This is a genomic window from Phyllobacterium sp. 21LDTY02-6 (assembly GCF_023554255.2).
GTDB lineage: Bacteria > Pseudomonadota > Alphaproteobacteria > Rhizobiales > Rhizobiaceae > Phyllobacterium.
This window is the reverse complement of sequence record NZ_JAMJWD020000004.1, coordinates 183629-208207: the sequence shown is the minus strand read 5'-3', so window position 1 is coordinate 208207 and position 24579 is coordinate 183629. Positions and strand designations below refer to the sequence as shown.

Genomic DNA, 24579 nt, shown 5'->3' with positions numbered 1-24579 from the left:
ACGCGGATAGAACAAAGCAAGAACAATTTAGCCAAAAGCAGTGATGGAAATTTTCGCGCGCTTGCTATAATTGCTTTTTATGATCTCCGTCCTGATTGAAACCCACAATTCCGACGAACTTCTGGCCAGGACGCTCACCGGTTTGGTCGGCGGAGCGGTGGAGGGGCTGTTGAGCGACGTCATCGTCGTCGATCATGGCTCGCAGGACCAGACGCACCGCGTCGCCGATGCGGCCGGCTGCATCTTCCTGCAGGACCAGATGCTGATCGATGGCTTCATGCGGGGCCGCAGCGACTGGTTCCTGCTGCTGGAGCCCGGCGCGCGCCTCATGGATGGCTGGATCGAGCCGGTGGCGGTGCATGTGGAGCGCATGCAGGGGCCGGCCTGTTTCACCCGTGCCTCCATGTACCGCAAGCCGCTGTTGAAGCGGCTGTTCTCGGCGGCCAATCCCATAGCGGACGGCCTGCTGATATCGCGCCGCCAGTCGCTGACATTGCTGAAGCCGGATACGAGGGCGGCGGATCTTGCGCGCGGGCTGGCCATGAAGCGCATGCGCGCCGAGATCGTGCCGGCGCCGGCCAGATAGATTTCAGCTTGCAGCGCCGCGGCGCAGGTGCTCGTCGAGGCGCGGCATGATCTCGACGAAATTGCACGGCATGTGCCGGTAGTCGAGCTGGTGCTGGAGTATGCCGTCCCAGGCATCCTTGCAGGCGCCGGGCGAGCCGGGCAGGACGAAGACGAAAGTCGAATTCAACAGGCCTGCCGTTGCCCGCGACTGGATGGTCGAGGTGCCGATCTTGTCCTGCGATATCCGGTGGAAGACGGCGGAAAAACCATCCATCCGCTTCTCGAATATTGGCTCCAGCGCTTCTGGCGTCACGTCGCGGCCGGTAAAGCCGGTGCCGCCGGTGGTGATGATCACATCGATCTCTGGGTCCTCCGACCAGGCGATGACCTTGTAGCGGATGACGCTGAGCTCGTCGGCGACGATGGCGCGGTCGGCGAGGATATGCCCGGCCTTGACGATACGCTCGGCGAGGGTCGCACCGGATTTGTCGTCGTCCGTGGTGCGGGTGTCCGAGACGGTCAGCACCGCTATCTTCACCGGCACGAAGGCGCGGCTTTCGTCTATCCTGTCCATGATCATCCCTCCGCCGGACTATGTGTGGCCATGACGAACCAGTCCGGATGCTGCTGTTGCAGGCGCTGCGCGGCAAGCGCCGCCGCCGCGTCGCTGTCATAGATGGCAAAGCAGGTCGCACCCGAGCCGGACATGCGCGCCAGAAGCGGGCCGGTATTTTCCAGCGCGTGAAGCGTGTCGTCGATCCTCGCCGAGAGCTTGCGCGCGGCGAGGTAGAGATGGTTCTGCGTCGCCGCGAGATAGTCGCAAAGCGCCGCCGCCGAGGCGAGGCCGGGCAATGGCGGCAAGCCGGGATTGTCGCGCCGGTCGAGCGCCGCGAAGGCCTGCGGTGTCGAGACGGCAAGGCCGCAATTGGCCAGTACCAGCGGCAGATGCGGAAACTGCGCCACCGGCTCGATGGCCTCGCCGATGCCGCGCGCCATGAGCGGGCGCCCGTGCAGGCACATCGGCAGGTCGGCGCCGAGCTTCAGCGCGACCGGCAGCAGGGCTCCGGGCTCGATCTGCAGGCGCCACAGCCGGGCGAGAGCCAGCAGGACCGCCGCTGCGTCGCTCGATCCGCCGCCGATGCCGGAGGCGATGGGCAGGTTTTTCTCGAGATGAATGGCAACGGCGCCCGAATGCCCGGGGAAGAGCGAACGCAGGGCGTCGCGCGCGCGGATCACCAGATTGCCGTCGTCCGCCGGCAGTCCTGCCGCGAAAGGGCCGCTGATGGCGAAACTGTCGGCGGCGGTGCTTTTCACGCTGATGCGGTCGCCATGGCCGGCAAACACCACGAGACTGTCGAGGAGATGATAGCCGTCGTCGCGCCGGCCCGTCACATGCAACGCAAGGTTGATCTTGGCGGGAGCAACACGGCTCACTGTGCCGGGCGCTGGGCTGTCGAACATGGTTTTCAGTCTTTGCGCAGGCGGTATTCACCGGTTTTCGGATCGCGCACCAGGGTGCCGTCGGCCCTGTTCTGCGCTTCCTTTTCCGCCTCGCGCACACGCTGCGAAACGCGCTGCGCCTCGCGCTTGAAGGAGCGGTAGCCATAATAGGCGGCGAGGCCGACAAGCAGGAAGAAGATCAGTTGTGGCATCGGCGTAACCCTCGAAACATGCGGCTGTTCAAGACCAGATATAGCATGGCCGGCCGCGCTTGCCAAAGCGGCCGGTGCGGAAATTCCGGCTCCCGTCTACAGGCCGAAACGCGACCACAGGGCGCGTTCCTCCACGGAAGCCGCCAATCCATTGGCGAGACCGGCGCCGAGACGCTCCAGCCCCACTTCGGCGGAGGGCAGCCTGCGGCCGAAAAGCCCGCGCGGCTGCGAGATCAGCTTCAGCCTGGTCTTCGGCCCGTATTGCGCCTGGAGATGCGAGCGCATGTCGCCGAGGCTATCGACTAGCCCGAGTTCGAGGCCGCGGATCCCGGTCCAGAACTGGCCTGTGAAGAGGTCCGGCGCCTCGCTCAGCTTGTCGCCGCGCCGCTCCTTGACGAGGCCGATGAAGGTCTCGTGGATTTCGAGCTGCAGCGCCTTCAGATGTTCGATGTCGTCCTTGTTTTCCGGGCGGAAGGGGTCGAGCGTCGCCTTGTTCCTGCCGGCCGTATGGACGCGCCGCTCCACGCCGATCTTCTTGATCAGTTCGGTGAAGCCGAAGCTTGCCGAGACGACGCCGATCGAGCCGACGATGGAGGAGGGGTCGGCGATGATCTCGTCGCCGGCGAGCGCGATCATGTAGCCGCCGGAGGCCGCGACATCCTCGACGAAGACATAGACCTTCTTGTTCTTTTCGCTGGCGAGATCGCGGATGCGCCGGTAGATCAGCCGCGACTGCACGGGCGAGCCGCCGGGCGAATTGACCGAGATGGCGACGGCCGGCGCGTCCTTGTCGGCAAAGGCCTTTTCGAGCACCGAGGCGGCCGTGGCGATCGACAGATTGTTCTGGAACCGGCTGTTGCCCGACATGATGGCGCCGTGCAGGCGAACCACGGGAATTTCGTGATGGTCCGGGCGCCAGCGCCGCGGCAGCAGATTCCGGATGAATCGGGGCAAGGGGCTCTCCTCATTGGTGGTGTTTCAACTGGCATGTAGGCGGCTGCGGCGGAATGACAATCCCGCCACGGCTAAAAAAGCCCGGCGAGCCCGTTGTTGATGGCGTCGGCGCGCGGCGTGAAGCCGTTTCCGCTCTCGTGATGGATGATCAGCGGCGGATGCAGGGCGAGGGGCGCCTTGCTGCCCTTGACTGCGCGCACGAGGATGCGGATGGCGGCTTCCTGCGGGCGGGGCTGAACCGGGACGATGACGATCTGGCCGAAGCGGCCGCGCAGGGCTTCGAGGATTTCCGCCAGCGAGCCCGGGCGGGCGATGATGCCGACCATGCCGGACGGCCGCAATATCGCTCCGGCGGTGCGGATCCAGCCCTCGAACATGCCGGGCGCCATGACATGCGCCTCGGCCCGCAGCGGGTCCGGCGTCGCCCGGTCCGATGCCGCATTGAAGGGCGGGTTCATGATGACGAAGCCGAAGCTGTCATCCGGCAGGCCGGCCGCGGCGCGGGCCCGCCCGGTCAGCATGACATCGGCTTCCAATACTTCCGCGCGGCCGGCAAGCGCCGCATTTTCGGCAAGTTCCAGCGTCCGCCGGGCGAAACCGGCCATGAAGGCCGAACGCTCGATCAGCGTCGCGCTCGCCTCCGGGCAGCGCGACAGCACGGCAAGGCCGGCGGCTCCCGCACCGGCGCCCATATCCGCGATCCGGCCGTTGAAACCGTCCGGCACCATGCTGGCGAGGATCATGGCATCGACGCCGGAACGATGGCCCTTGAGCGCGGGCTGCACCACGTGGAAGCGGCCGCGATGAAAGGCGTCGACAGTGCTCGTATCGTCGTCCGGCAGCATCGGTCAGTCACGAAGCTCCTGCTCGATGCCGGCATCGGTCAGGATCTGCCGCGCCTCGGAGGCGTTCGCCTCCTCCACCATGATGCGCCGCGCCAGCACGCCGAGCGAGCCTTCGAGAATGCTCATATTGGCGTCGGCGACGAAGAAGTTGATGTTGGCGTCCTTCAGCAGGGCCTCGACGAAGGAAATCAGGACGGGGTCGTTCGTGCGCATGATTTCGAGCATGTCATTCTACCTTCCGAGGGATGCCGGCTTCCGGCGATGCTGCATGCCCGCTTGGGGCCTAGCACGATTTGCCTAGCACGATCCAATGGCAGGCATCAAATTCCGCGCGCCAATTCGCCGCTTGCGGCTCGCAGCCGGTCAAAATAAGGTGCACCCGCACGATAGCAGGACAGTAGGAGTTTCGTTTTGGGCGTTGTTGTCAGTCTCGACGAGAAGAAAAGCAATGACGGTTCGGTCCAGCCGCTGGTCGATCTGACCAGGGGCGACATGGGCCGCGTCAATGAACTTATCCTGTCCAAGGCGGGTTCCGATGTCGAGATGATACCGGAGGTCGCCAATCATTTGATCTCGTCCGGCGGCAAGCGCCTGCGCCCGATGATCACGCTCGCGGCGGCGCGCATGTTCGGCTATCAGGGCGATGGCCATGTGAAGCTCGCCACCAGCGTCGAGTTCATGCATACGGCGACGCTGCTGCATGACGACGTGGTGGACGAAAGCGACCTCAGGCGCGGCCGCAGCACCGCGCGCATGATCTGGGGCAACCAGGCCAGCGTCCTCGTCGGCGATTTCCTGCTCGGGCAGGCCTTCAAGATGATGGTCGATGTCGGCTCGCTCGAAGCGCTGGACGTGCTCGCGACATCGGCCTCGATCATCGCCGAGGGCGAGGTGATGCAGCTTGCGGCAGCGAAGAATCTCGAGACGACGGAAGATGAATATCTGGCCGTGATCAAGGCCAAGACCGCGGCGCTGTTCTCGGCGGCGGCGGAAGTCGGTCCGATCATCGCGGCGGCATCGCGCACGGACCGGCAGGCGCTGCGTTCCTATGGCCTCAATCTCGGCCTCGCCTTCCAGCTGGTCGACGATGCGCTGGATTATGGCGGCAATGCCAAGGACCTCGGCAAGAATACGGGCGACGATTTCCGCGAGGGCAAGATCACCCTGCCGGTGGTGCTGACCTATCGCCGCGGCACCTCCGAGGAGCGGCTGTTCTGGAAGGAAGCGCTGGAAAACGGCCAGAACGACGACAAGAACCTCGAAAAGGCCAAGGGCCTGATGACGCGCTATGGCGCCTTGAGCGACACGGTCCAGCGCGCCCGCCACTTTGGCGGCATCGCGCGTGACGCGCTTGCCCCTCTCGATGCCTCGCCGCAGAAGGATGCGCTGCTCGACGTCATCGACTTCTGCATCAGCAGGGTCAACTGACCGGCGGCGCAAAAAGCCGGGGCCGTTTCGGGAAAACTTGTGGTGAAACCGTAAAAAGGCCATGGTTTCGGCCAGGATTCGTATCGAGGGCCACAAGGGTGGCCAAAGAGGAACACAATATGCAACGCAGCAAATTGCTTGGCTCCATCGCGGGCGCAGCGCTGGCCGCCGTCATGGCAGGCTCGATTCCTGCGGCCGCCACCACGAACCAGGCGCCTTCCCTCAGCACCGGCACCTTGTCGGGGGCGTTTCTTTCGGCGCGGACAGCCGAACGCAGCAATGATTTCGACAGCGCCGTCGCCTTCTACCGCGAGGCGCTGCGCTTCGATCCGCGCAATACCGAATTGCGCCAGAGCCTGATGCTCGTCCTTCTGACCGACGGACAGTTCAAGGATGCGCTGCCGATCGCCGAGGACCTGAAGACCGTGCCGGAGATCGAGCGCTTTTCGCGCCTGGCGCTGGCGGTCGACGCCCTTGCCAAGAAACGCTACCGCTCGGCCGATTCCTACCTGAAGCTCGCGCTGCAGTCGGAACTGGACCGGATGATCACCGGCCTGCTTTCCGCCTTCGCCAAGGCCGGCGCCGGCAAGCCGAACGAAGCTCTTGCCGCGATCGACAAGCTGGAGGGACCGGAAGGCTTCACGCTGTTCAAGACCTATAGTTCGGCGCTGATCGCCCAGATGGCCGGCCAGAACGACAAGGCCGCGGCCTTCTACCAGAGCGCCATCGACGACCGGACGAATGTGGCGGCGGCGCCCGATACCTATGAGCGCATCGTCGAATCCTTCGCGCTGTTCAAGCTGCGCTCCGGCGACCGCGAGGGCGCGCAGGAGCTCGTCAGCAAGGCAACGGAGATGCTGTCCGGCCGCATGGTGCTGACGGAATTCGGCAAGAAGATCGCCACTGCGAAATCGGTCGAGCCGCTGGTCGCGACGCCGCAGCAGGGTGCGGCGGAAGTGCTCTATACGGTGGCGACGGCCATCAACCGCGACGGCGGCGAGGCCTTCTCCAAGCTCTATCTGCAGATGTCGCTGCCGCTGAGGCCGAACCACGACGCGACGCTCTACCAGCTCGGCGACATCAGCTCCAAGATGGACCAGTCCGAGCGCGCCATCGAGTTCTTCGACAAGGTGCCCAAGGATTCGCCCTATCGGCGCGATGCCGAAATGCAGCAGGCGATCAATCTCGCCGCGCTGAAGCGCAATGACGAGGCCATCGGCCATCTGAACACGCTGCTCGCCAACGATCCGCAGGACATGCGCACCTATCTCGCCATCGGCAGCATCTATGCCGGCGACAAGAACTTCGCGAAGGCCGCCGAAATCTACGACAAGGCCGTTGCGGCGATCAAGGAACCGGTCATGAACGACTGGACCATCTTCTACCAGCGCGGCATCGCCTATGAGCGGCTGAAGCAGTGGGACAAGGCCGAGCCCGACTTCAAGAAGGCGCTCGAACTCTTCCCCGACCAGCCGCAGGTGCTGAACTATCTCGGTTATTCCTGGATCGACCGCAATATCAACCTGAACGAGGGCCTCGACCTGATCAAGCGCGCCGTCGCCTCGCGGCCGCAGGACGGTTATATCGTCGATTCGCTCGGCTGGGCCTATTATCGCCTCGGGCGGTATGACGAGGCGGTGGTCGAGCTCGAAAAGGCGGTGAAGCTTCGGGCCGAGGACTGGACGATCAACGATCATCTCGGCGATGCCTACTGGAAGGTAGGCCGCAAGCTCGAAGCGACGTTCCAGTGGGCCCATGCGCGCGACGGCAAGCCCGAACCCGAAGACCTCGCCAGGATCGAGGAGAAGCTGAAGAACGGGCTTCCCGAGGAAAAGGCGCCGGGCGTCGCCCAGAACGGCACCGAAAAGGCGAATTGAGGCGAAGCATCGGCATTCCGGCATGGCCCGGCGCCGATGCGAACTGCCGCAGGCTCCTTTTGCTTGACCGGCAGGGCCGCAGGACTTAGAGCCTCTCTTGTCCCGGATGGAAGCATCTGCCGCGCCCCGTGCCGTGCCCTTTGCCGCGAATGGCGCCGCGCCCGATGCAACCCTGGGACAAGAAAGGCTTATCCTCCTCGAAAAGGCTTATCCGGTGACTGCTTCCTTGCCCGACCATATGCTGCCCACCCGTTCGTTCCAGGGATTGATCCTCACGCTGCACAATTACTGGGCGCAACATGGCTGCGTCATCCTGCAACCCTATGACATGGAAGTCGGCGCGGGTACGTTCCACCCGGCGACGACGCTGCGCTCGCTCGGCCCGAAGCCGTGGAAGGCGGCCTATGTGCAGCCTTCGCGCCGGCCCAAGGACGGGCGCTACGGCGAAAATCCCAACCGGCTGCAGCATTATTACCAGTACCAGGTGATCATGAAGCCTTCGCCGGCCAACCTGCAGGAGCTCTATCTCGGCTCGCTGCGCGCGATCGGGCTCGATCCGCTGGTGCATGATGTGCGCTTCGTCGAGGATGATTGGGAAAGCCCGACGCTCGGTGCCTGGGGGCTCGGCTGGGAGTGCTGGTGCGACGGCATGGAAGTGTCGCAATTCACCTATTTCCAGCAGGTATGCGGCATCGAATGCTCGCCGGTCTCGGGCGAGCTCACCTATGGCCTCGAACGCCTCGCCATGTATGTGCAGGGCGTCGACAATGTCTACGACCTGAATTTCAACGGGTTGGAAGGGGCCGAGAAGGTCACCTATGGCGAGGTGTTCCTGCAGGCCGAGCAGGAATATTCGCGGCACAATTTCGAACATGCCAATACCAGCGTCCTCTTGCGCCATTTCGAGGATGCGGAAGCCGAATGCGAGGCCCTGCTGCGCGCCGGTGCGCCGAAGGCCGGCGACAACAGCCCGTTGCACAGGATGGTGCTGCCCGCCTACGACCAGTGCATCAAGGCATCGCACGCCTTCAATCTTCTCGACGCGCGCGGCGTCATTTCGGTGACGGAGCGGCAGAGCTATATCCTGCGCGTGCGCAATCTCGCCCGCCAATGCGGCGAGGCCTTCCTGTTGACCGATGCCGGCGGCGCGAATTTCAAGAGTGAGTCCCTCTGATGCCTGATCTATTGCTTGAACTGCGATCGGAAGAAATACCCGCGCGCATGCAGCGCAAGGCTGCCGGCGACCTGAAGAAGCTCGTGACCGACGGGCTGGTCGAAGCCGGCCTGACCTATGAGGCAGCCGGAGACTACTGGACGCCGCGGCGTCTCACGCTCGACATTCGCGGCCTCAACGCCCGCTCGCGCGATGTGCACGAGGACCGCAAGGGACCGAGCGTCAATGCGCCGGAACAGGCGATCGCCGGCTTCCTGCGCTCGGCCGGGCTCAGCGATATATCCGAGGCGCATGTCCATACCGATCCGAAGAAGGGCGATTTCTACGTCGCGCACCTGACCCGGCCGGGCAGGGCCGCCGAAGAGATCATCGCCGAGCTCCTGCCGCGCATCATCCGCGATTTCCCATGGCCGAAATCCATGCGCTGGGGCGCGGCATCGGCGCGGCCCGGCAGCCTGCGCTGGGTACGGCCGCTGCAGTCGATCCTGTGCACCTTCGGCCCCGAGACCGAGGAGCCGGTCGTCGTCGATTTCGAGATCGACGGGCTGCGCGCCGGCAATGTGACCTATGGGCACCGCTTCCTCAGCGACGGCGCGCCGATCACCGTCCGCCGCTTCGACGATTACGTGGCGAAGCTCGAAAAGGCCAAGGTCGTGCTCGATGCGGACCGGCGCAAGGAGATCATCCTTTCCGACGCGCGCAACGTCGCCTTCGCCTCCGGCTTCGAACTCGTCGAAGATGAGGGCCTGCTGGAGGAAGTGGCCGGCCTCGTCGAATGGCCCGTCGTTCTCATGGGCGAATTCGAAGAGGAATTCCTGACCATACCGGCCGAAGTCGTTCGCCTGACGATCAAGACCAACCAGAAATGCTTCGTGACGCGCAAGCCCGGCGACGAAAGCGGCCTGTCGAACCGCTTCATCCTCGTTTCCAACATCGAGGCGGCGGATGGCGGCCGCGAAATCGCCCATGGCAACGCCAAGGTGGTGCGCGCGCGCCTGTCGGACGCCCTCTACTTCTGGAACACCGACCAGTCGGACCTGCCCGATCTCCAGCTGCTCGGACCTTCCGCGGCGCGCTTCGGCCTCGACCTCGGCAAGCCGCTCGACCAGCGCATGGCCCGCCTCGACGCGCTCGACGTCACCTTCCATGCACGGCTCGGCACGCAGGGTCAGCGCGTGGCGCGCATCGTCGCGCTGGCGCGGCACATCGCACCGCTCGTCGGCGCCGATGCCGATCTGGCAGCCCGCGCCGCCAGCCTGGCCAAGGCGGACCTGACCACCGAGATCGTCGGCGAATTTCCTGAATTGCAGGGCAGCATGGGCCGCAAATATGCCCTGCTGCAGGGCGAGCATGCTTCCGTCGCCGCTGCTGTCGAGGAACATTACAAGCCGCTCGGCCCCTCGGACATCGTGCCGAAGGACGCGGTCTCGATCGCCGTCGCGCTGGCCGACAAGCTCGACACGCTGGTCGGGTTCTGGGCCATCGACGAGAAGCCCACCGGCTCGAAGGACCCGTTCGCGCTGCGCCGTGCGGCGCTCGGAGTGATCCGGCTGCTGCTTTCGGGCGACTGGAAGATTTCGCTGCTGCCCATATTCGAGTTCGCCTTCGCCCAGCTGCGCGAAAACCACGTCGAGGGCCGCATCGAAGCCTTCGAGACGGCGCAGGCGAAGCTCGGCAGCGGCGATGTCGACGGCGAGGAAGATGTCGTCAATGCCATTTCCGGCTTCGAGAAGCGCGTGCGCGGCGAAGTTTCCGAACAGGCGCATCCGGTCCTGCTCGACCTGCTGGCCTTCTTCCACGACCGCATGAAGGTGCACCTGCGCGATCTCGGCGCGCGGCACGACCTGATCGATGCCGTGATCAGCGAGGGCGCCGACAATCTGATGCTGGTCGCCCGCCGCGTCGAAGCGCTGGTGGTCTACCTGAACACCGAGGAGGGCCGCAATCTCCTCGCCGGCACCAAGCGCGCCGCCAACATATTGAGCGCCGAGGAAAAGAAGGGCACCACGGTCACCGCCGCCGTCGATCCCGCCCTGTTTGCGATGGATGAGGAGCGCGTGCTCTTCACCGCCATCGGCGAGGCGGAGGCTGCTGCCGCCGAGGCGGTGGCGCGCGAGGATTTCGCCGCGGCCATGTCGGCGCTGAGCGTCCTGCGCGAGCCGGTGGACAGGTTCTTCGACAAGGTGCTGGTCAATGATCCGGACGCGGCGATCCGCGCCAACCGCCTGGCCTTGCTCGACCGCATCCGCATGGCGACCGGCACCGTAGCCGATTTCTCCCGGATCGCCGGCTGATCTTCGGTCGGTGATCCAGCCCCGGCGGCAGCGATTTGCCGTATGACGTCATTCGCTGAGTTCATCAGCGGATGACTTGCAGCCCGGCCTGCGCTCCGTTAGAGCCTTCATGATCAAACTGGGATCGTTGTGGCATGGCCAAAATCATGGGAACCGACGCGCAAGCCATTTCGGCAGCGGCAGACGCCCTGTCGAGGGGCGAACTCGTCGCCATTCCCACCGAGACCGTCTATGGCCTCGCCGCCGATGCGACCAATGGCGAGGCGGTCGCCCGCATCTTCGAGGCCAAGGGCCGGCCGCATTTCAATCCGCTGATCTGCCATGTCGCCAGCATCGCCATGGCCGAGCGCTATGCCGAAATCGACAGCCTGTCGCGCCGCCTGATCGAGCAGTTCTGGCCCGGCCCGCTGACGCTGGTCCTGCCGCTGCGCGCTGGCACCGCCATTCATCCGCTGGTCGCGGCGGGGCTCGATACGATCGCATTGCGCATGCCGCGCGGCGTCGCTGGCGCGATCATCGCCGCGCTGGACCGGCCGCTTGCCGCGCCGAGCGCCAATACGTCCGGCCGGATCAGCGGCACCAGCGCCGAAGCCGTGGCCGACGATCTCGGTACGCGGATCGCGCTGATCCTCGATGCCGGCCCGTCCGAAGTCGGGCTCGAATCGACCATCGTCCGGGTCGAGGGCGAGACGGTCAGCCTGCTGCGGCCCGGCGGGCTGGCGGCGGAGGAAATCGAGGCGGCGCTCGGCCGCAAGCTCGTCCGGCTCGACCAGCGGGCGGCGATCCAGGCGCCGGGCATGCTCACCTCGCATTATGCGCCGGCGGCGGCGGTGCGGCTGAATGCGCGCGAGCTGCGCGACGGCGAGGCGCTGCTGGCATTCGGGCCGGAGCGCGCGGCGGGTGCCGAAAAGGCCGCCGCGACCCTCAATCTCAGCCCCGGCGGCGACCTGCGCGAGGCTGCGGCCAATCTCTTCGGCTTCATGAAGCAGCTGGACCGTCTCGGCGGTGCATCCATCGCCGTCGAGCCGATACCTTTCACCGGCCTCGGCGAGGCAATCAATGACCGTCTCACCCGTGCGGCGGCGCCGCGCGGTCTGGCGGTCGACGAACTGGAACGGACAAGATGACCCTGACACCCGAGCTTATTGAACGCTTCACGGCAATAGTGGGCGAGGCCAATGCGCTGCGCGAGGCGCAGGACATCGCGCCCTTCCTGCTGGAGCCCCGCGAGAAGTTCGGCGGCGCGACGCGGCTGGTGCTGCGCCCCGCAACGGTGAAGGAAGTGTCGCAGATCCTGAAGCTCGCCAATGAGACCACGACGCCCATCGTGCCGCAGGGCGGCAATACCGGGCTGGTCGGCGGGCAGATACCGGATTCGACCGGCAGCCAGGTCATCCTGTCGCTTGGCCGGCTGAACCGCATCAGGTCGATCGATCCCGCCGGCAATCTCGCCGTCGTCGAAGCCGGCGTCATCCTGCAGAAGCTGCAGGAGGCGGCGGCCGATGCGGGCCGGCTGTTCCCGCTTTCGCTGGGTTCGGAAGGCTCGTGCCAGATCGGCGGCAACCTCTCCTCCAATGCCGGAGGCACCGCCGTCCTCGCCTATGGCAATACGCGGGAGCTCTGCCTCGGGCTCGAAGTGGTGCTGCCCAATGGCGAGGTGCTGAACGATCTTCGCCGCGTCAAGAAGGACAATACCGGCTACGACCTGAAGGATGTGTTCATCGGCGCCGAGGGTACGCTCGGCATCATCACCGCCGCCGTGATGAAGCTCTATCCGCTGCCGAAGGGCAAGGGCGTCGCCTATGCCGGCCTCGCCAGCCCGGAGGCCGCGCTGCAGCTTCTCAGCCTGGCGCAGGACCATGCGGGGCCATCCCTGACCGGCTTCGAGCTGATGCCGCGCATCGGCGTCGAGTTCTCCGTCCGGCATACGGAGGGCGTTCGCGACCCGCTGCAGGAGCCGCATGACTGGTATGTGCTGATCGACATATCCTCGTCGCGCTCGGCCGGGGATGCGCGCGAAACCATCGAGGCGATCCTGACGGAGGCGTTCGAGGCCGGTCTCGTCGAGGATGCGACCATTGCCGAAAGCACGGCGCAGGAGAAATCCTTCTGGCACATGCGCGAGGCGATGTCGCACGCGCAGAAGCCGGAAGGCGGCTCGATCAAGCACGATATTTCGGTGCCGGTCGCCAGCATCCCCGCCTTCATCGCCGAGGCGGATGCCGCCGTGCTCGAAATGATCCCCGGCGCGAGGATCGTGTCGTTCGGGCATATGGGCGACGGCAACCTGCATTATAACATCTCCCAGCCCGTCGGCGCCGACAAGGACGCCTTTCTTGCGCGCTGGCCGGAGGTGAACAAGCGCGTGCACGATATCGTCCGCTCCTGTCACGGCTCGATCTCGGCCGAACATGGCATCGGTCAGCTGAAGCGCGAGGAACTGGCCCTGACGAAATCGCCGGTGGCGCTCGACCTGATGCGTCGCATCAAGCTCGCCTTCGATCCCGCCGGCATCATGAACCCGGGCAAGGTGATCTAGCCCGAAAGGCCGGGAACCTTACCAGTTTCTTGGCCCCGGTTGGCTTTCGATAACCATTCGATCTAATCATAAAGAGTTAACCCCGTTCATTAAGCGGTCTTGGGAAAGAGCGCGCTATTGTCAGTCCAACGAGACCCAGAAGGGTCCGCTCCTAACAGGGAAAAAAGAGAAGCCCGGGAAAACCGGCTCTCAGGATCGACAGAAGGCGTCAAATGAAACAAGCCGGAACCAAGCCGGTTTGGGCAGGCCGGGAACTCCGGCTTGACCCATTCCACCTGCCCCAGACCGTAACCTACGCCACCCGCGATGACAGTGGCGACATCACCTTCACCCTGCATGAACGCGGCGCCGTGCTGAAGCGGCTATTGCCGGCGAGCCACCTGCCGGTTTCCATGGCGCTGCCGACATGCGCCTTTCGCGGCATTGCCGCCCGCGCGGTGGAGGACGATGCCGGCGACATCACCGTGACGCTCGAACTGATGCACACGGACCCGCAGCTTTCGGTGCCATTGCTGGTGGCGCATGATCTCAACGATGTCGCCGCCGACTGGCGCGCATGGTCGTCGATCTTCGCGCTGCCGATGCTGATGGTCGAGGAAGACGGCGTGGCGCGGCCGCTCGAACACAAGGTCGGCCCGGTGACCGTGCGCGAAGCCATGCCCCGCCGCAAGGGCAGCGAGGCAAACCGCCGCCGCCCGCGCTTCCTGGCGCGCCGCCAGGTCGGCAATCTCGGCATGCGCCTCGTCATCGGCGGTGAAGAGATCATCCCGCAGCGGGCGCGGTAGGGCGCCCGTCAGACGAGCGGCTTGACCACCGTCCACAGGCCGCCGGCCACGAGGCCGAGGAAGATCAGCCAGCCGACGACCGTGTTCGACTTGAACAGGCGCAGGCATTCGGCGGGATCGTCGATGTCGAGCACGCTGATCTGGCGATACATGTGCGCGCCGGCGGCAAGCAGCCCGGCAATGGCCGGCATCGGCACTTCGGCGAGGGCGAATGCGCCGAGGAACAGCGCCAGCGCCCCGCCATAGAGGATCATCAGCGCCTCGCGGGTGCGGCTGCCGAAGAGCCGCGCCGTGGAACGGACGCCGACGAGAGCGTCGTCCTCCTTGTCCTGATGGGCGTAGATCGTGTCATAGCCGATCACCCACAGGATCGACCCGGCATAGAGCAGCACCGGCGGCCAGCCGAGCGTGCCGAAATGGGCCGACCAGCCGACGAGCGCGCCCCAGGAGAAGGCGAGCCCGAGCACCAGCTGCGGCCAGTTGGTGATGCGCTTCATGAACGGATAGACCGCGACGATGGCAAGCGACGCCACGGCAAGGACGATGGTGAAGCGGTTGAATTGCACGAGCACGACGAGACCGACCAGCGCCTGCAGCGCCAGGAACAGCCTGGCCTGGCTGCGCGTCACCTGGCCGGAGGGCAGCGGCCGCGAACGGGTACGCGCCACCTGATTGTCGATATCCTCGTCCGCAAGGTCGTTATAGGTGCAGCCCGCGCCGCGCATGGCGATGGCGCCGATGAGGAAAAGCAGCAGATGCCAGAACGAGGGCAGCACGGTGACGAGCGGGTCGCCGGTCCGCGCGCCAGCGGTCGCCGCCAGCGCCGTCGCCCACCAGCAGGGCCAGAGCAGCAGCCACCAGCCGATCGGCCTGTCCCAGCGGGCGAGCTGGGCATAGGGCCAGAGCCGGTTCGGCAGCACCCGGTAGACCCAGTGGCCGGACGGCGCATCGAACACCCGGCCGCGCGCCTGCGCCGATTGGATGATGTCTTTTTCTGATGTCATGGCGTGACCTTGCAGCGAGACGTCGCACAGTCAAGCGCAATGAGGGTTTTCAAGCGGATTTTTCGATTGGCCGCTTGACCCCCGGGCTGCAAAGCCATACCGAAACCTCGAATTTCCTTGAATCTGGCCAGCGCGGAGCGAAATCCAATGAAAGTCCTGCTTATCGGTTCGGGAGGGCGCGAACATGCCCTGGCATGGAAGATCGCGGCGTCGCCGGTGCTGACGCAGCTCTTTTGCGCCCCCGGCAATCCGGGCATGGCCGCCGTCGCCGATTGCGTGCCGCTCGATCCCGCCGATCACGCGGCGATCACCGCCTTCTGCCGGGAAAATGCGGTGGATTTCGTCGTCATAGGACCGGAGGCGCCGCTGGTGGCCGGTCTTGCCGATGATCTGCGCGCCGCCGGCATATCGGTGTTCGGGCCCTCGAAGGCGGCGGCCCGGCTCGAGGGGTCGAAGGGCTTCACCAAGGATCTCTGCGCCCGTTTCGGCATTCCGACCGGCGATTACCAGCGCTTTTCCGAGGCGGGCCCGGCGAAGGACTATATTCGTTCGAAGGGCGTGCCGATCGTGGTCAAGGCCGACGGGCTGGCTGCCGGCAAGGGCGTCGTCGTCGCCTTCGGGCTCGAGGAAGCGCTCGATGCGGTCGACGCCTGTTTCGACGGCGCCTTTGGCGGCGCGGGCGCGGAAGTCGTCGTCGAGGAATATCTCGAGGGCGAGGAGGCGAGCTTCTTCTGCCTTTGCGACGGCAGGACGGCCATTCCCTTCGGCACGGCCCAGGACCACAAGCGCGTCGGCGAGGGCGATACGGGCGTCAATACCGGCGGCATGGGCGCCTATTCGCCGGCGCCGGTGATGACCGACGCCATGATCGAGCGCACCATGCGCGAACTGATCGAGCCGACCATGCGCGGCATGGCGGAACTCGGCTCGCCCTTCAGCGGCACGCTTTTTGCCGGCCTGATGATCACCAGCGACGGGCCCAGGCTGATCGAATACAATACCCGTTTCGGCGATCCCGAGACCCAGGTGCTCATGCTGCGCCTGAAGGACGACATCCTGCTCCTGCTCAAGGCCGCCGCCGATGGCGCGCTCGACCAGGTGTCGGTGCGCTGGAACGCCGAGCCGGCGCTGACGGTGGTCATGGCGGCGCGCGGCTATCCGGCAGCGCCGGAAAAGGGCAGCGTCATCCGCGGCGTCGATGCGGCCGCAGCGGGCGGCGACGTCGAGATTTTCCATGCCGGCACGGCGCTGCGCAATGGCGAACTCGTCGCCAATGGCGGCCGCGTCCTGAACGTCACGGCGAGCGGCCGCAGCGTGAGCGAGGCGCAGAAGACCGCCTATGAAACCATCGCCCGGATCGACTGGCCGGAAGGTTTCTACCGCCGCGATATTGGCTGGCGCGCCATCGAGCGCGAGCGGTCCTGAGGGGTTTGAAACCCCACAGAACTACTAGTTGATTGCACCACTGTTGCTGCGTGCTTCGACGGGCTCAGCATGAGGGGTGTGGGTTGGTGGCAGGTAGGTAGTTCTGCAAGCTCTCGACACCTGCCAACATCTCAGAACCACCACCCTGCAAAACTCTATTTCCCCTCATCCTGAGCCTGTCGAAGGGCGCTGCAACGTTTGTGCAATCCTTCTTTGGAGCGCTGCAGAAGCATCGTGCGTGCTTCGACAAGCTCAGCATGAGGGGTTTTGTTTGATTGCAAAAAGGTTGGGAGCTTGGGTTTGAAGCCTTGCAGAACTAGAACCCTGCAAAACTCTACTCTCCCTCATCCTGAGCCTGTCGAAGGGCGCAGCAACGTTGCTGCAATCCCTTGTTGGAGATGCTGGATACGGAAAATCCTCACCACGCCCGCGCAATCGCGTCTGGTCATTGAAATGGGGGGAGACGGGCGGTCTTCAGCGCGTCAGTAGGTATCAGGGTCGAGGTCCGAAGACCGCCCGCGACGTCTTTGCCTGCTGTTCCTGCGTTTGTCAGACGCAACAACCCGGGAACAAGAGCGCCACCTCCGTTTCCTTCTGCAGTTTGCCGGCCGATCGGGGTTGTCACTTCCGACTATTCAGCAACGCCACCCTTTCCCAGCAATCGAAACAGCACCGGAAGCTGCTCCCCCACTGGAAAGGACCGAATCACAATAACCCGGTTTCAAAGTGGTGGGATAAGTTTCCATTTATCCCACCAGAGGGGACGTGTGTTGCATTGCCGTCACGGGGTCATTCAACAAGCTCAGGATGAGGATGATTGATTTGATTGCAGAAAAGTCGGGAGCCAGGATCTGAAACCTCGCAGATCTATCCCCCTGCAAAACTCTACTCTCCCTCATCCTGAGCCTGTCGAAGGGCGCAGCAACGTTTGTGCAATCGTTTCTTAGAGCAAAATCCCCTAATTGGCGGCGATGTCCGTCATTGCCACACATTGCCGGGCGCCCCCCGAGGCGGTGAACCGGGCGCGTGCGGGCTCGGCGAGCGCGGCCCTTATGTCGGCGAGCGTCGGCGCGGCCTTTGCTGGAATGGCGGCAGTGGTAACGGTGTCGACCGCGTCGGGTCCTTGCCACAGGCGACCGGCCTCCGCCATGAGCCGCGACGCGGCCTGCGGCAGGGTGCGCACCGCGCCAAGCAGGGCGCGGTAATCGACGAGCGGCGGCGCGGCGGCCGCCATCAGGATGTCGTCGCGATCATAGGGCCGCGAGCCGGGCAGGGGCACGCCATCCGGCGGCAGGGCCGGCACGAGTTCGCCGAGGGGCCAGGCCGCCTTGAGTTCGGCAACGCTCATATCGGCTATGTTGACGTCGATATCGCGATTGGTGCCGGCAGGGCGATAGGGGCAGCGCGCCTCGGTGCAATTGCTTTGCGAGGCGAACTGCCACAGGGCGTAGTCCTGCCAGTTGCCCTTGGGGAAATGCGGCGCGATATCGGCCTCGTAGCGGGCATACCAGAGCTGGAGCCGCGAAAGCACCGGAAATTCCAGCCTGTTCTCGGCGATATGCCTGGCGGTGGTGCCGTTCGTATAGAGAACCGGATAGCGCCCGGTCCGCAGCTTGATATGTTCGGCGAAGATCTCCGCATCGCGCAGCGACATGAAGCGCGTCGGGTCATTGTCCTCGATGTCGATGGCGATCAGCTCGTCATCCGCCGGCTCGGCATAGTCGATGAAATGATTGGCCTGCTCGATCGGATCGCCCGGGCGGCCAAGATGATAGGCGCCCCATTTCAGTCCCATCGCCTTCGCCAGCATCTTGCGCGTGTGATAGAGCTCGCGCGAGACTGCGTAGTTGCGCCAGATCCGCCGGCACAATTCCTGCTGCATGGCATCGTCGATGCGCTTGCAATGATAATTGACCGGCACGCCATCCGAGCCCTTGTGGATGAAGGCGGCGATGCGCGGGTCCTTGGCGATCTCGACGAGGTTGAACGTGTTCTGCTCGTAGCCGTCGAGCACGATGGCGCGGTTCTTGTCGGTCCACGGCGTCCTGAACTCCGACTCCGCCCGCGATGCTTCGGCGGGGCCGAACAGGGCAAGCACTGCTACAAGCAGGGACAGGCCGGAATAGCGGTATGCCAAATTTTCGCCCTCGCGCCTCAAGGGGTTCAGTGACCAGAATGTGAATGCTGGCCCAGCAGGGTTAACACCGCGTTAACTACGCCTGGTCTTGGCTCGTGAGCTCCCGCCTAGCGCCCCCGTCTAGTGGTCCGATTCTGACATTTGTATCCCGCCGATACACCCCGCATGGCAAATGTCAGAATCGAAAGACCACTAGCAACGATATGATTCTAATGGAACTTTGAATTTGACATTCGCTATGGTGTTTGATGTCGACTGCGATGCGAATGTCAAATTCGTTCTACTAGCGCATGGCGTCCAGCGCCTGTGCGAAGAAATCCTCGCCGCCGAAATTGCCGGATTTGAGCGCGAGCAGCATGTCGTGGCCGCCGCCGACCGTGCGCAGGACCGGAACGCCCGGCGCAATCTCGGGCCCGATCAGGAAGGCCGGGATAGCCAGCCGGTCGACCGCCGCGCCGGAAGTTTCCCCGCCCGCCACCACCAGCCGCCGCACGCCGCGGGCGACGAGTTCGGCCGCTATGGTGGACGTCGCCCGCTCGATCGCATGGCCGGAGGCGTCGCGCCCATGCCTTGCCTGCAGGCTGGCCACTTCCTCCGGCGTTGCGCTGGCGGCGATGGCGACGGGGCCTTTCGCAAGGCGCTCGCCAGCCCAGGCAAGCGCCCGTTCGATCTCCGCCGTGCCGGCCAGCAGCTTCTCCGGGTCGAGCCGCAGCACGGGCATGGCCTTCTCGGCCGCAGCCAGTTGCTGCAGCGTCATCCGCGAGCAACTGCCGGCGATGATGGCGGCATGCCCGCCGACAGGCGCGCCGATGCCCCTATTCCCGGTATTGGTCTCCCCGGTCCTGCCATCCCCGGTTCCGTGCCTGCGTCTCAGGGCCCGCGCCAGGCCGAGACCGAGGCCGGAGGCACCCGTCGACAGTCCATGATCGGCGGCGACTTCGCCGAGCACTTCAAGATCGTCCTCGGCGATGGCATCGGCTATCGCCATGGTCCGGCCTTCGCCGACGAGCCGCGCCATGCGCTGCCTGACCGCGTCCGCACCGGCGCGGATCGTCGCCAGATCCACAAGCCCTACCGCTTGCCGCGTCTGCCGTCCGAGCACCCTCACGAGATCGGAATCATACATCGGGTTCAGCGGATGGTCCTTCAGCGGGCTTTCGTCGAGCGGCTGGCCATTGACGAAGAGATGGCCGAAATAGACCGTGCGCCCGGTTTCGGGAAAGGCCGGCGTCACCAGCACCGGCGCCTGCTGCCCGGCGAGCAGCGCTTCGGTCACCGGCCCGATATTGCCGGCATCGGTCGAATCGAAGGTCGAGCAGATCTTGTAGAGGATGTGCGCCGCGCCCTGACCGCGCAGCCAGTTCTCGGCCGTCCGGGCCGCGGCCACGGCCTCGCCGGCGGGCACCGACCTGATTTTCATGGCGATCACCACCGCATCGACATCGGGCATGGCAAGGCCGGGATCGGGTATCCCCACGGTCTGGATGGTGCGCAGGCCGTTCTTCGACAAGGTGTTGGCGAGGTCGGATGCGCCGGTATAATCGTCCGCTATGGACCCGAGAAGGATTGCCATGTCAGCTAGCTCCGCTTGAAGGACTGGAACCAGCGGAGGCCGTCCAGCGTATGGTTCCTCGGATTGTATTCGCAGCCGACGAAGCCGGCATAGCCGAGCCGGTCGAGCTCCGCGAACAGATAGGGGTAGTTGATCTCCTCGTCGTCCGGCTCGTGGCGCGAGGGGACGCTGGCGATCTGGACATGCCCGATGATCGGCAGGAGCCGGCGCAGCGCCATCACCACATCGCCATCCATGATCTGGCGATGATAGATGTCGAACTGGAGCTTGAGGTTGGGCAGGCGCAATTCCTCGATCAGCGCCGCCGCGAAGGCGAAATCGTCGAGAAAATAGCCGGGCATGTTGCGGCCATTTATCGGCTCGAGCAGGAGGTCGATGCCGGCAGACGCCAGCCGTTCAGCCACATGGACGATCGAACGGCGATAGGCGGCGCTTGCTGCGGGGCTGGAGCGGTCGGCGATTCCGGCCATCAGGTGCAGGCGCCGGACGCCGGTCGCCGCAGCATAGTCGAGCGCGCGCCCGACGCTGGCCGCGACATCGTCGAACCGTTCCGGCAGCGCCGCCATGCCGCGTTCGCCGCCGGCCCAGTCGCCGGGCGGCAGGTTGAACAGCGCCTGTTCCAGCCTGTTGCGTTCGAGGCGCAGGGCGATTTCGCCCGGCTCCACCTCATAGGGGAACAGATATTCGACCGCGCCGAAGCCCGCATCCGCGGCGGCGTCGAAACGGTCGAGAAACGGCCATTCGGTGAACATCATGGTGAGGTTGGCGGCGAATTTCGGCATGTCTATTTCTCCGGTGCCATGGGCAGCTCAGTGCCGGAAAGACCGGCATAAAGCCGGGCGAGCGAGGAATCGTCGTCGCGGCCCATGCCGCTGCCGGAAGCCGCCAGATACATCTGCAGCGCGGCGGCGGCGAGCGGGACGGGATAGCGGGCATTGCGCGCCATGTCCTGGACGATGCCGAGATCCTTGACGAAAATATCGATGCTGCTCAGCGGCGTGTAGTCGCCGTCGAGGATATGCGGAACCCGGTTTTCGAACATCCACGAATTGCCGGCGGAGGCGGTGATGACCTCATGGACCTTGTCGAGATCCAGCCCCTGCCGGGCGGCGAAGGTAATGGCCTCGCAAGCGGCGGCGATGTGAACGCCGGCGAGCAATTGATTGATCATCTTGAATGCCGCGCCCGTGCCTGCTGCGTCGCCAAGTTCATAGACCTTTGCCGCCATGGCATCGAGCGCCGGCCGCGCCTTGAGAAACGCCTCCGGCGTGCCGGATGCCATGATCGTCAGTTCGCCGCCGAGGGCCTTGACGGCACCGCCGGAAACCGGCGCATCGAGATAATGCAGGCCGGCGGCTTCGACGCGCTGCGCAAGATCGCGCGCCGCCGCCGGGTCCATGGTGGCGGAAGACACGAACACCGCGCCGGGCTTCATGGCAGTGGCCATGCCGGCGTCGCCGAACAGCAGCGCCTCCGTCTGCTGCGCATTCACCACGACGGAAACGACGATGTCGGCGTTTCGAACCGCATCGGCGGCCGAGGCGGCGCTGCGCGCGCCGAAGGCGGCGAGCTTTGCAAGTGCTGCCGGCGCGATATCGAACCCGGCCACGTCATGGCCGGCCCGGGCAGCGGACTGCGCCATTCCGAGCCCCATCGAACCCAGTCCGATGACGGCGATGGTGACGCCGCCACGATTGTTCTCATTGGCCAAAATATCGGTCTCCTCCGCCCAATCGACATGGATCGCCTCGCTCAAGAGGGCAGTCCGATGGTAAACCATGAATTGGCAGCGCTGCCAATAATAAAATGGTAGCGCTGCCAAAATTTCCCTATTATCCGTGGCATGGAGGAAGAGGCTGCAAGGGGAGAAATCGGCCCATGGACACAAGGCAGCAGTCGGCGACGCTGGCGCAGGTTGCGGAGGCGGCCGGCGTCGGCGAAAGCACCGTGTCGCGGGTATTGAGGAACCATGGTTCCTTCTCCGCCAAGACCCGGGAGCGCGTCCTGTCGGCGGTGGAACGGCTCGGCTACGTGCCGAACCGCATTGCCGGCACGCTCGCCTCGTCCGGCTCGCCGCTTGTCGCCTTCGTCATCCCGTCGCTTTCGAACATCGTCTTCGCCGATCTTCTGGGCGGCGCCATCGGCACGCTGGAACAGGCGCAGCACCAGGCGGTTTTCGCGGTGACGGATTACGATGCCGAGCGCGAGGAAATGCTGGTCGCCTCCATGCTCGCATGGCGGCCGGCGGCGATCATGCTGGCGGGTTATGAGCATACGGAGCGCACTGTGCGCACGCTTCAGGCGGCGTCCTGCCGTATCGTGGAACTGCTCGACATCGATGGCACGGCGCTCGATCTGGCGGTCGGCTTCTCCAATCACGCGGCGGGGCGGGCCAGCGCCGGCTTCCTGCTGGAGCGCGGATACCGCCGGATCGGCTATGTCGGGCATGATCTCATGCGCGATACGCGCGCCGCCAAGCGCCATGCGAGTTTCCGCGACGCGCTCGTCGAAAACGGCGCCGGGCTGGCCGGCGAGGAGATCCATCCGGGCCGGTCCTCGGTGGAGGAGGGGCGCGGGGCGCTGTCGCGCCTGCTGGCGCGGCATCCGGATCTCGATGCGGTCTATTTCTCCAATGACGACATGGCGCTCGGCGGATATTTCCACTGCCTGGCCCAAGGGATCGCCATCCCGGGCCAGCTGGCGATATTCGGCTATAACGGCCTCGATATCGGCAAGGCCATGCCGCAGCCATTGTCCACCATCAGGACGCCGCGCGCCGCCACGGGTGAGGTGGCGGCAAAACTGATCGTTGACAAGGCACCGCCGCAGACCGTCGATCTCGGCTTTGAACTCATCACTGGCGCCACCGCCTGACATCGGAGGGACATCATGTCCGATACCCGCCTGCGCGAAGAAATCTGCCGCTATGGAAGGTCGCTGTTCGAGCGGGGCCTGACGCCGGGCTCCTCCGGCAATATTTCGCTGCGGCTCGACGATGGCGGCTGGCTGGTCACGCCGACGAATGCCTCGCTGGGATTTCTCGATCCGGCGCGCATTTCGCGGCTCGATGGTTCGGGGCAGCTGATCTCCGGCGACAAGCCGACCAAGGAAATCCCGCTTCATACGGCGCTCTATGACAGCCGCACCAGCGCCCGCGCCATCGTCCATCTCCATTCGACGCATGCGGTGGCGCTGACCATGCTGCCGGAGATCGACCCGCGCGCGGCGCTGCCGCCGATGACGCCCTATTATCTGATGCGGGCCGGGCAGACGGCATTGATCCCCTATTATCGTCCGGGCGATCCGGCCGTGGCCGATGCCATTCGCGGCCTTGCCGGGCGCTATTCGTCGGTGTTGCTGGCCAATCATGGGCCGGTCGTCGCCGGAGACAGTCTGGAAGCGGCGGTCTTCGCCACCGAGGAACTGGAGGAGACGGCGAAGCTCTATCTGCTCCTGCGCAATCTCAATCCGCGCTATCTTTCACCGGGGCAGGTGGCCGATCTGGAGCGCACATTCGGCCTCGACCTGCCGGTCGCGCACGATCACGATCACCACGATCACGAGTGATTGCCGTCAGAGCACCGACTTCACCCGCTCCCAGCCATTGGCGAGATGAACGTCGAGTTCGCGGGCGAGCGTCTCGGCGTCGCGCCGTTCGAGCGCGGCCATGATGCGCTCATGCTCGGCAACCGCATTGGCCCAGCGCTCCGGCCCCTCATGCCCGATGAAGCGGATGCGCTTTACCCGCGATTGCAGCAATCCATGCACTTCCGCCAGCGGCGCATTGTCGGCAAGGGCGACGATGCCGGTGTGGATCTGCTGGTTCAACTTGTAATATTCGAGCCGCTCGCCGGCCTCGTAATGCCGGACCATCGCATCGTGCAGCAGCCGCAATCCGGCAATGCCCTCGTCGCTCGCGATGGCGCAGGCGATGCGCCCGGCAAGCATCTCCATCGACCTGATGACGATGAGCATGTCCTCGATGTCTTTCGGGGAGAAGCGCTTCACCACCGCGCCACGGCTGGGCACGAGCTCGACAAGGCCTTCGCTAGCGAGAAACTTCAACGCTTCCCGCAGCGGCGTCCGCGATACGCCGAGCTCCTCGCCGAGCTGGTTCTCATAGATGCGCTCGCCGGGCTGCAGATCGCCCTCGATGATCATGTCGCGCAGCCGGGTGACGATTTCTCCATGCAGGGACTGGCGCGAAATGGTGGCGACCGCGCGGCGCCCCGCCGGCTCAACGACTTCCGATGCCATTCAATCCTCCATCCCTGTGCTGCCCATGGGGGCGGCGTGTGCTGCCCATACGAGCGCCGAATCTGGCG

At 65.0% G+C, this 24579-nt stretch carries 23 protein-coding genes; 11 read left to right on the top strand and 12 right to left on the bottom strand.

The genetic code is table 11. The features are described from left to right. Positions 1-79 precede the first annotated feature (79 nt). Complete coding sequence (locus tag M8997_RS15105; RefSeq protein ID WP_250014915.1) at positions 80-586, top strand: glycosyltransferase family 2 protein; 507 nt, start codon at positions 80-82, stop codon at positions 584-586. A 3-nt stretch (positions 587-589) separates the two neighbouring features. Here the strand turns inward: M8997_RS15105 and moaB are convergent, their stop codons facing one another. The 6 genes from moaB to M8997_RS15075 form a co-directional block, all read right to left on the bottom strand. Continuing rightward, on the bottom strand, positions 590-1141 hold the full coding sequence (moaB, locus tag M8997_RS15100; protein WP_250014914.1) for a molybdenum cofactor biosynthesis protein B: 552 nt from the start codon (positions 1139-1141) through the stop codon (positions 590-592). Between the two features lie 2 nt (positions 1142-1143). Further along, the gene (locus tag M8997_RS15095) at positions 1144-2028 is read right to left on the bottom strand and encodes a 4-(cytidine 5'-diphospho)-2-C-methyl-D-erythritol kinase (RefSeq protein ID WP_250014913.1); all 885 of its coding nucleotides are present in this window, start codon (positions 2026-2028) and stop codon (positions 1144-1146) included. A gap of 5 nt (positions 2029-2033) precedes the next feature. After that, positions 2034-2219 (bottom strand): hypothetical protein, encoded by a 186-nt coding sequence (locus tag M8997_RS15090; protein WP_250014911.1) that lies wholly within the window; start codon positions 2217-2219, stop codon positions 2034-2036. A gap of 96 nt (positions 2220-2315) precedes the next feature. Continuing rightward, complete coding sequence (locus tag M8997_RS15085) at positions 2316-3173, bottom strand: S49 family peptidase (RefSeq protein ID WP_250014909.1); 858 nt, start codon at positions 3171-3173, stop codon at positions 2316-2318. A 71-nt stretch (positions 3174-3244) separates the two neighbouring features. Then, positions 3245-4018 (bottom strand): tRNA1(Val) (adenine(37)-N6)-methyltransferase, encoded by a 774-nt coding sequence (locus M8997_RS15080; RefSeq protein ID WP_250014907.1) that lies wholly within the window; start codon positions 4016-4018, stop codon positions 3245-3247. A gap of 3 nt (positions 4019-4021) precedes the next feature. Then, positions 4022-4243 carry a DUF2007 domain-containing protein gene (locus M8997_RS15075; protein WP_250014904.1) on the bottom strand — a complete coding sequence of 74 codons (222 nt, stop codon included), beginning with the start codon at positions 4241-4243 and terminating at the stop codon, positions 4022-4024. Positions 4244-4429: 186 nt separating this feature from the next. Here M8997_RS15075 and M8997_RS15070 point away from each other — a divergent pair, with 186 nt between their 5' ends. The 7 genes from M8997_RS15070 (at position 4430) to M8997_RS15040 (ending at position 14115) form a co-directional block, all read left to right on the top strand. Beyond that, complete coding sequence (locus M8997_RS15070; RefSeq protein WP_250014902.1) at positions 4430-5446, top strand: polyprenyl synthetase family protein; 1017 nt, start codon at positions 4430-4432, stop codon at positions 5444-5446. Positions 5447-5565: 119 nt separating this feature from the next. Further along, positions 5566-7323: a tetratricopeptide repeat protein gene (locus M8997_RS15065; RefSeq protein ID WP_250014900.1), complete on the top strand. Its 1758-nt coding sequence runs from the start codon at positions 5566-5568 to the stop codon at positions 7321-7323. A gap of 238 nt (positions 7324-7561) precedes the next feature. Then, positions 7562-8497: a glycine--tRNA ligase subunit alpha gene (locus M8997_RS15060; RefSeq protein WP_256473344.1), complete on the top strand. Its 936-nt coding sequence runs from the start codon at positions 7562-7564 to the stop codon at positions 8495-8497. Next, positions 8497-10791 carry a glycine--tRNA ligase subunit beta gene (gene glyS / locus M8997_RS15055; protein ID WP_250014898.1) on the top strand — a complete coding sequence of 765 codons (2295 nt, stop codon included), beginning with the start codon at positions 8497-8499 and terminating at the stop codon, positions 10789-10791. Before M8997_RS15060 ends, glyS begins: the two co-directional genes overlap by 1 nt. Positions 10792-10925: 134 nt before the next feature. After that, positions 10926-11918, top strand: coding sequence for an L-threonylcarbamoyladenylate synthase (locus tag M8997_RS15050; RefSeq protein WP_250014895.1), 993 nt, complete (start codon positions 10926-10928; stop codon positions 11916-11918). Beyond that, a complete protein-coding gene (locus M8997_RS15045; RefSeq protein WP_250014893.1) occupies positions 11915-13330 on the top strand; it encodes an FAD-binding oxidoreductase in 1416 nt (471 codons plus the stop codon). Before M8997_RS15050 ends, M8997_RS15045 begins: the two co-directional genes overlap by 4 nt. A 212-nt stretch (positions 13331-13542) precedes the next feature. Further along, a complete protein-coding gene (locus M8997_RS15040; RefSeq protein WP_250014890.1) occupies positions 13543-14115 on the top strand; it encodes a DUF6101 family protein in 573 nt (190 codons plus the stop codon). 8 nt (positions 14116-14123) lie between these two features. Here the strand turns inward: M8997_RS15040 and ubiA are convergent, their stop codons facing one another. Then, positions 14124-15119: a 4-hydroxybenzoate octaprenyltransferase gene (gene ubiA, locus M8997_RS15035; protein WP_250014888.1), complete on the bottom strand. Its 996-nt coding sequence runs from the start codon at positions 15117-15119 to the stop codon at positions 14124-14126. A gap of 147 nt (positions 15120-15266) precedes the next feature. On the opposite strand from ubiA, the gene purD reads away from it, so the two are divergent. Further along, positions 15267-16544 (top strand): phosphoribosylamine--glycine ligase, encoded by a 1278-nt coding sequence (purD, locus tag M8997_RS15030; protein ID WP_250014885.1) that lies wholly within the window; start codon positions 15267-15269, stop codon positions 16542-16544. A gap of 958 nt (positions 16545-17502) precedes the next feature. On the opposite strand, the gene M8997_RS15025 is transcribed toward purD, so the two are convergent. From M8997_RS15025 to ltnD, 4 genes are all read right to left on the bottom strand, one after another. Further along, positions 17503-18681 (bottom strand): GH25 family lysozyme, encoded by a 1179-nt coding sequence (locus tag M8997_RS15025; RefSeq protein ID WP_250014883.1) that lies wholly within the window; start codon positions 18679-18681, stop codon positions 17503-17505. Between the two features lie 283 nt (positions 18682-18964). Further along, positions 18965-20254: a 3-oxo-tetronate kinase gene (gene otnK, locus M8997_RS15020; protein WP_250014881.1), complete on the bottom strand. Its 1290-nt coding sequence runs from the start codon at positions 20252-20254 to the stop codon at positions 18965-18967. Positions 20255-20259: 5 nt separating this feature from the next. Next, on the bottom strand, positions 20260-21036 hold the full coding sequence (gene otnI, locus M8997_RS15015; RefSeq protein ID WP_250014879.1) for a 2-oxo-tetronate isomerase: 777 nt from the start codon (positions 21034-21036) through the stop codon (positions 20260-20262). A 2-nt stretch (positions 21037-21038) separates the two neighbouring features. Further along, positions 21039-21968, bottom strand: a complete 930-nt coding sequence (ltnD, locus tag M8997_RS15010) for an L-threonate dehydrogenase (RefSeq protein ID WP_371929593.1) — start codon at positions 21966-21968, stop codon at positions 21039-21041. Between the two features lie 164 nt (positions 21969-22132). On the opposite strand from ltnD, the gene M8997_RS15005 reads away from it, so the two are divergent. After that, entirely contained in the window at positions 22133-23128 is a 996-nt protein-coding gene (locus M8997_RS15005; RefSeq protein WP_250014877.1) for a LacI family DNA-binding transcriptional regulator, read from the top strand. A 15-nt stretch (positions 23129-23143) separates the two neighbouring features. After that, positions 23144-23821, top strand: a complete 678-nt coding sequence (locus tag M8997_RS15000) for an aldolase (protein WP_250014875.1) — start codon at positions 23144-23146, stop codon at positions 23819-23821. A 6-nt stretch (positions 23822-23827) separates the two neighbouring features. On the opposite strand, the gene M8997_RS14995 is transcribed toward M8997_RS15000, so the two are convergent. Continuing rightward, positions 23828-24511, bottom strand: a complete 684-nt coding sequence (locus M8997_RS14995) for a GntR family transcriptional regulator (RefSeq protein WP_250014873.1) — start codon at positions 24509-24511, stop codon at positions 23828-23830. Between the last annotated feature and the right edge of the window lie 68 nt (positions 24512-24579).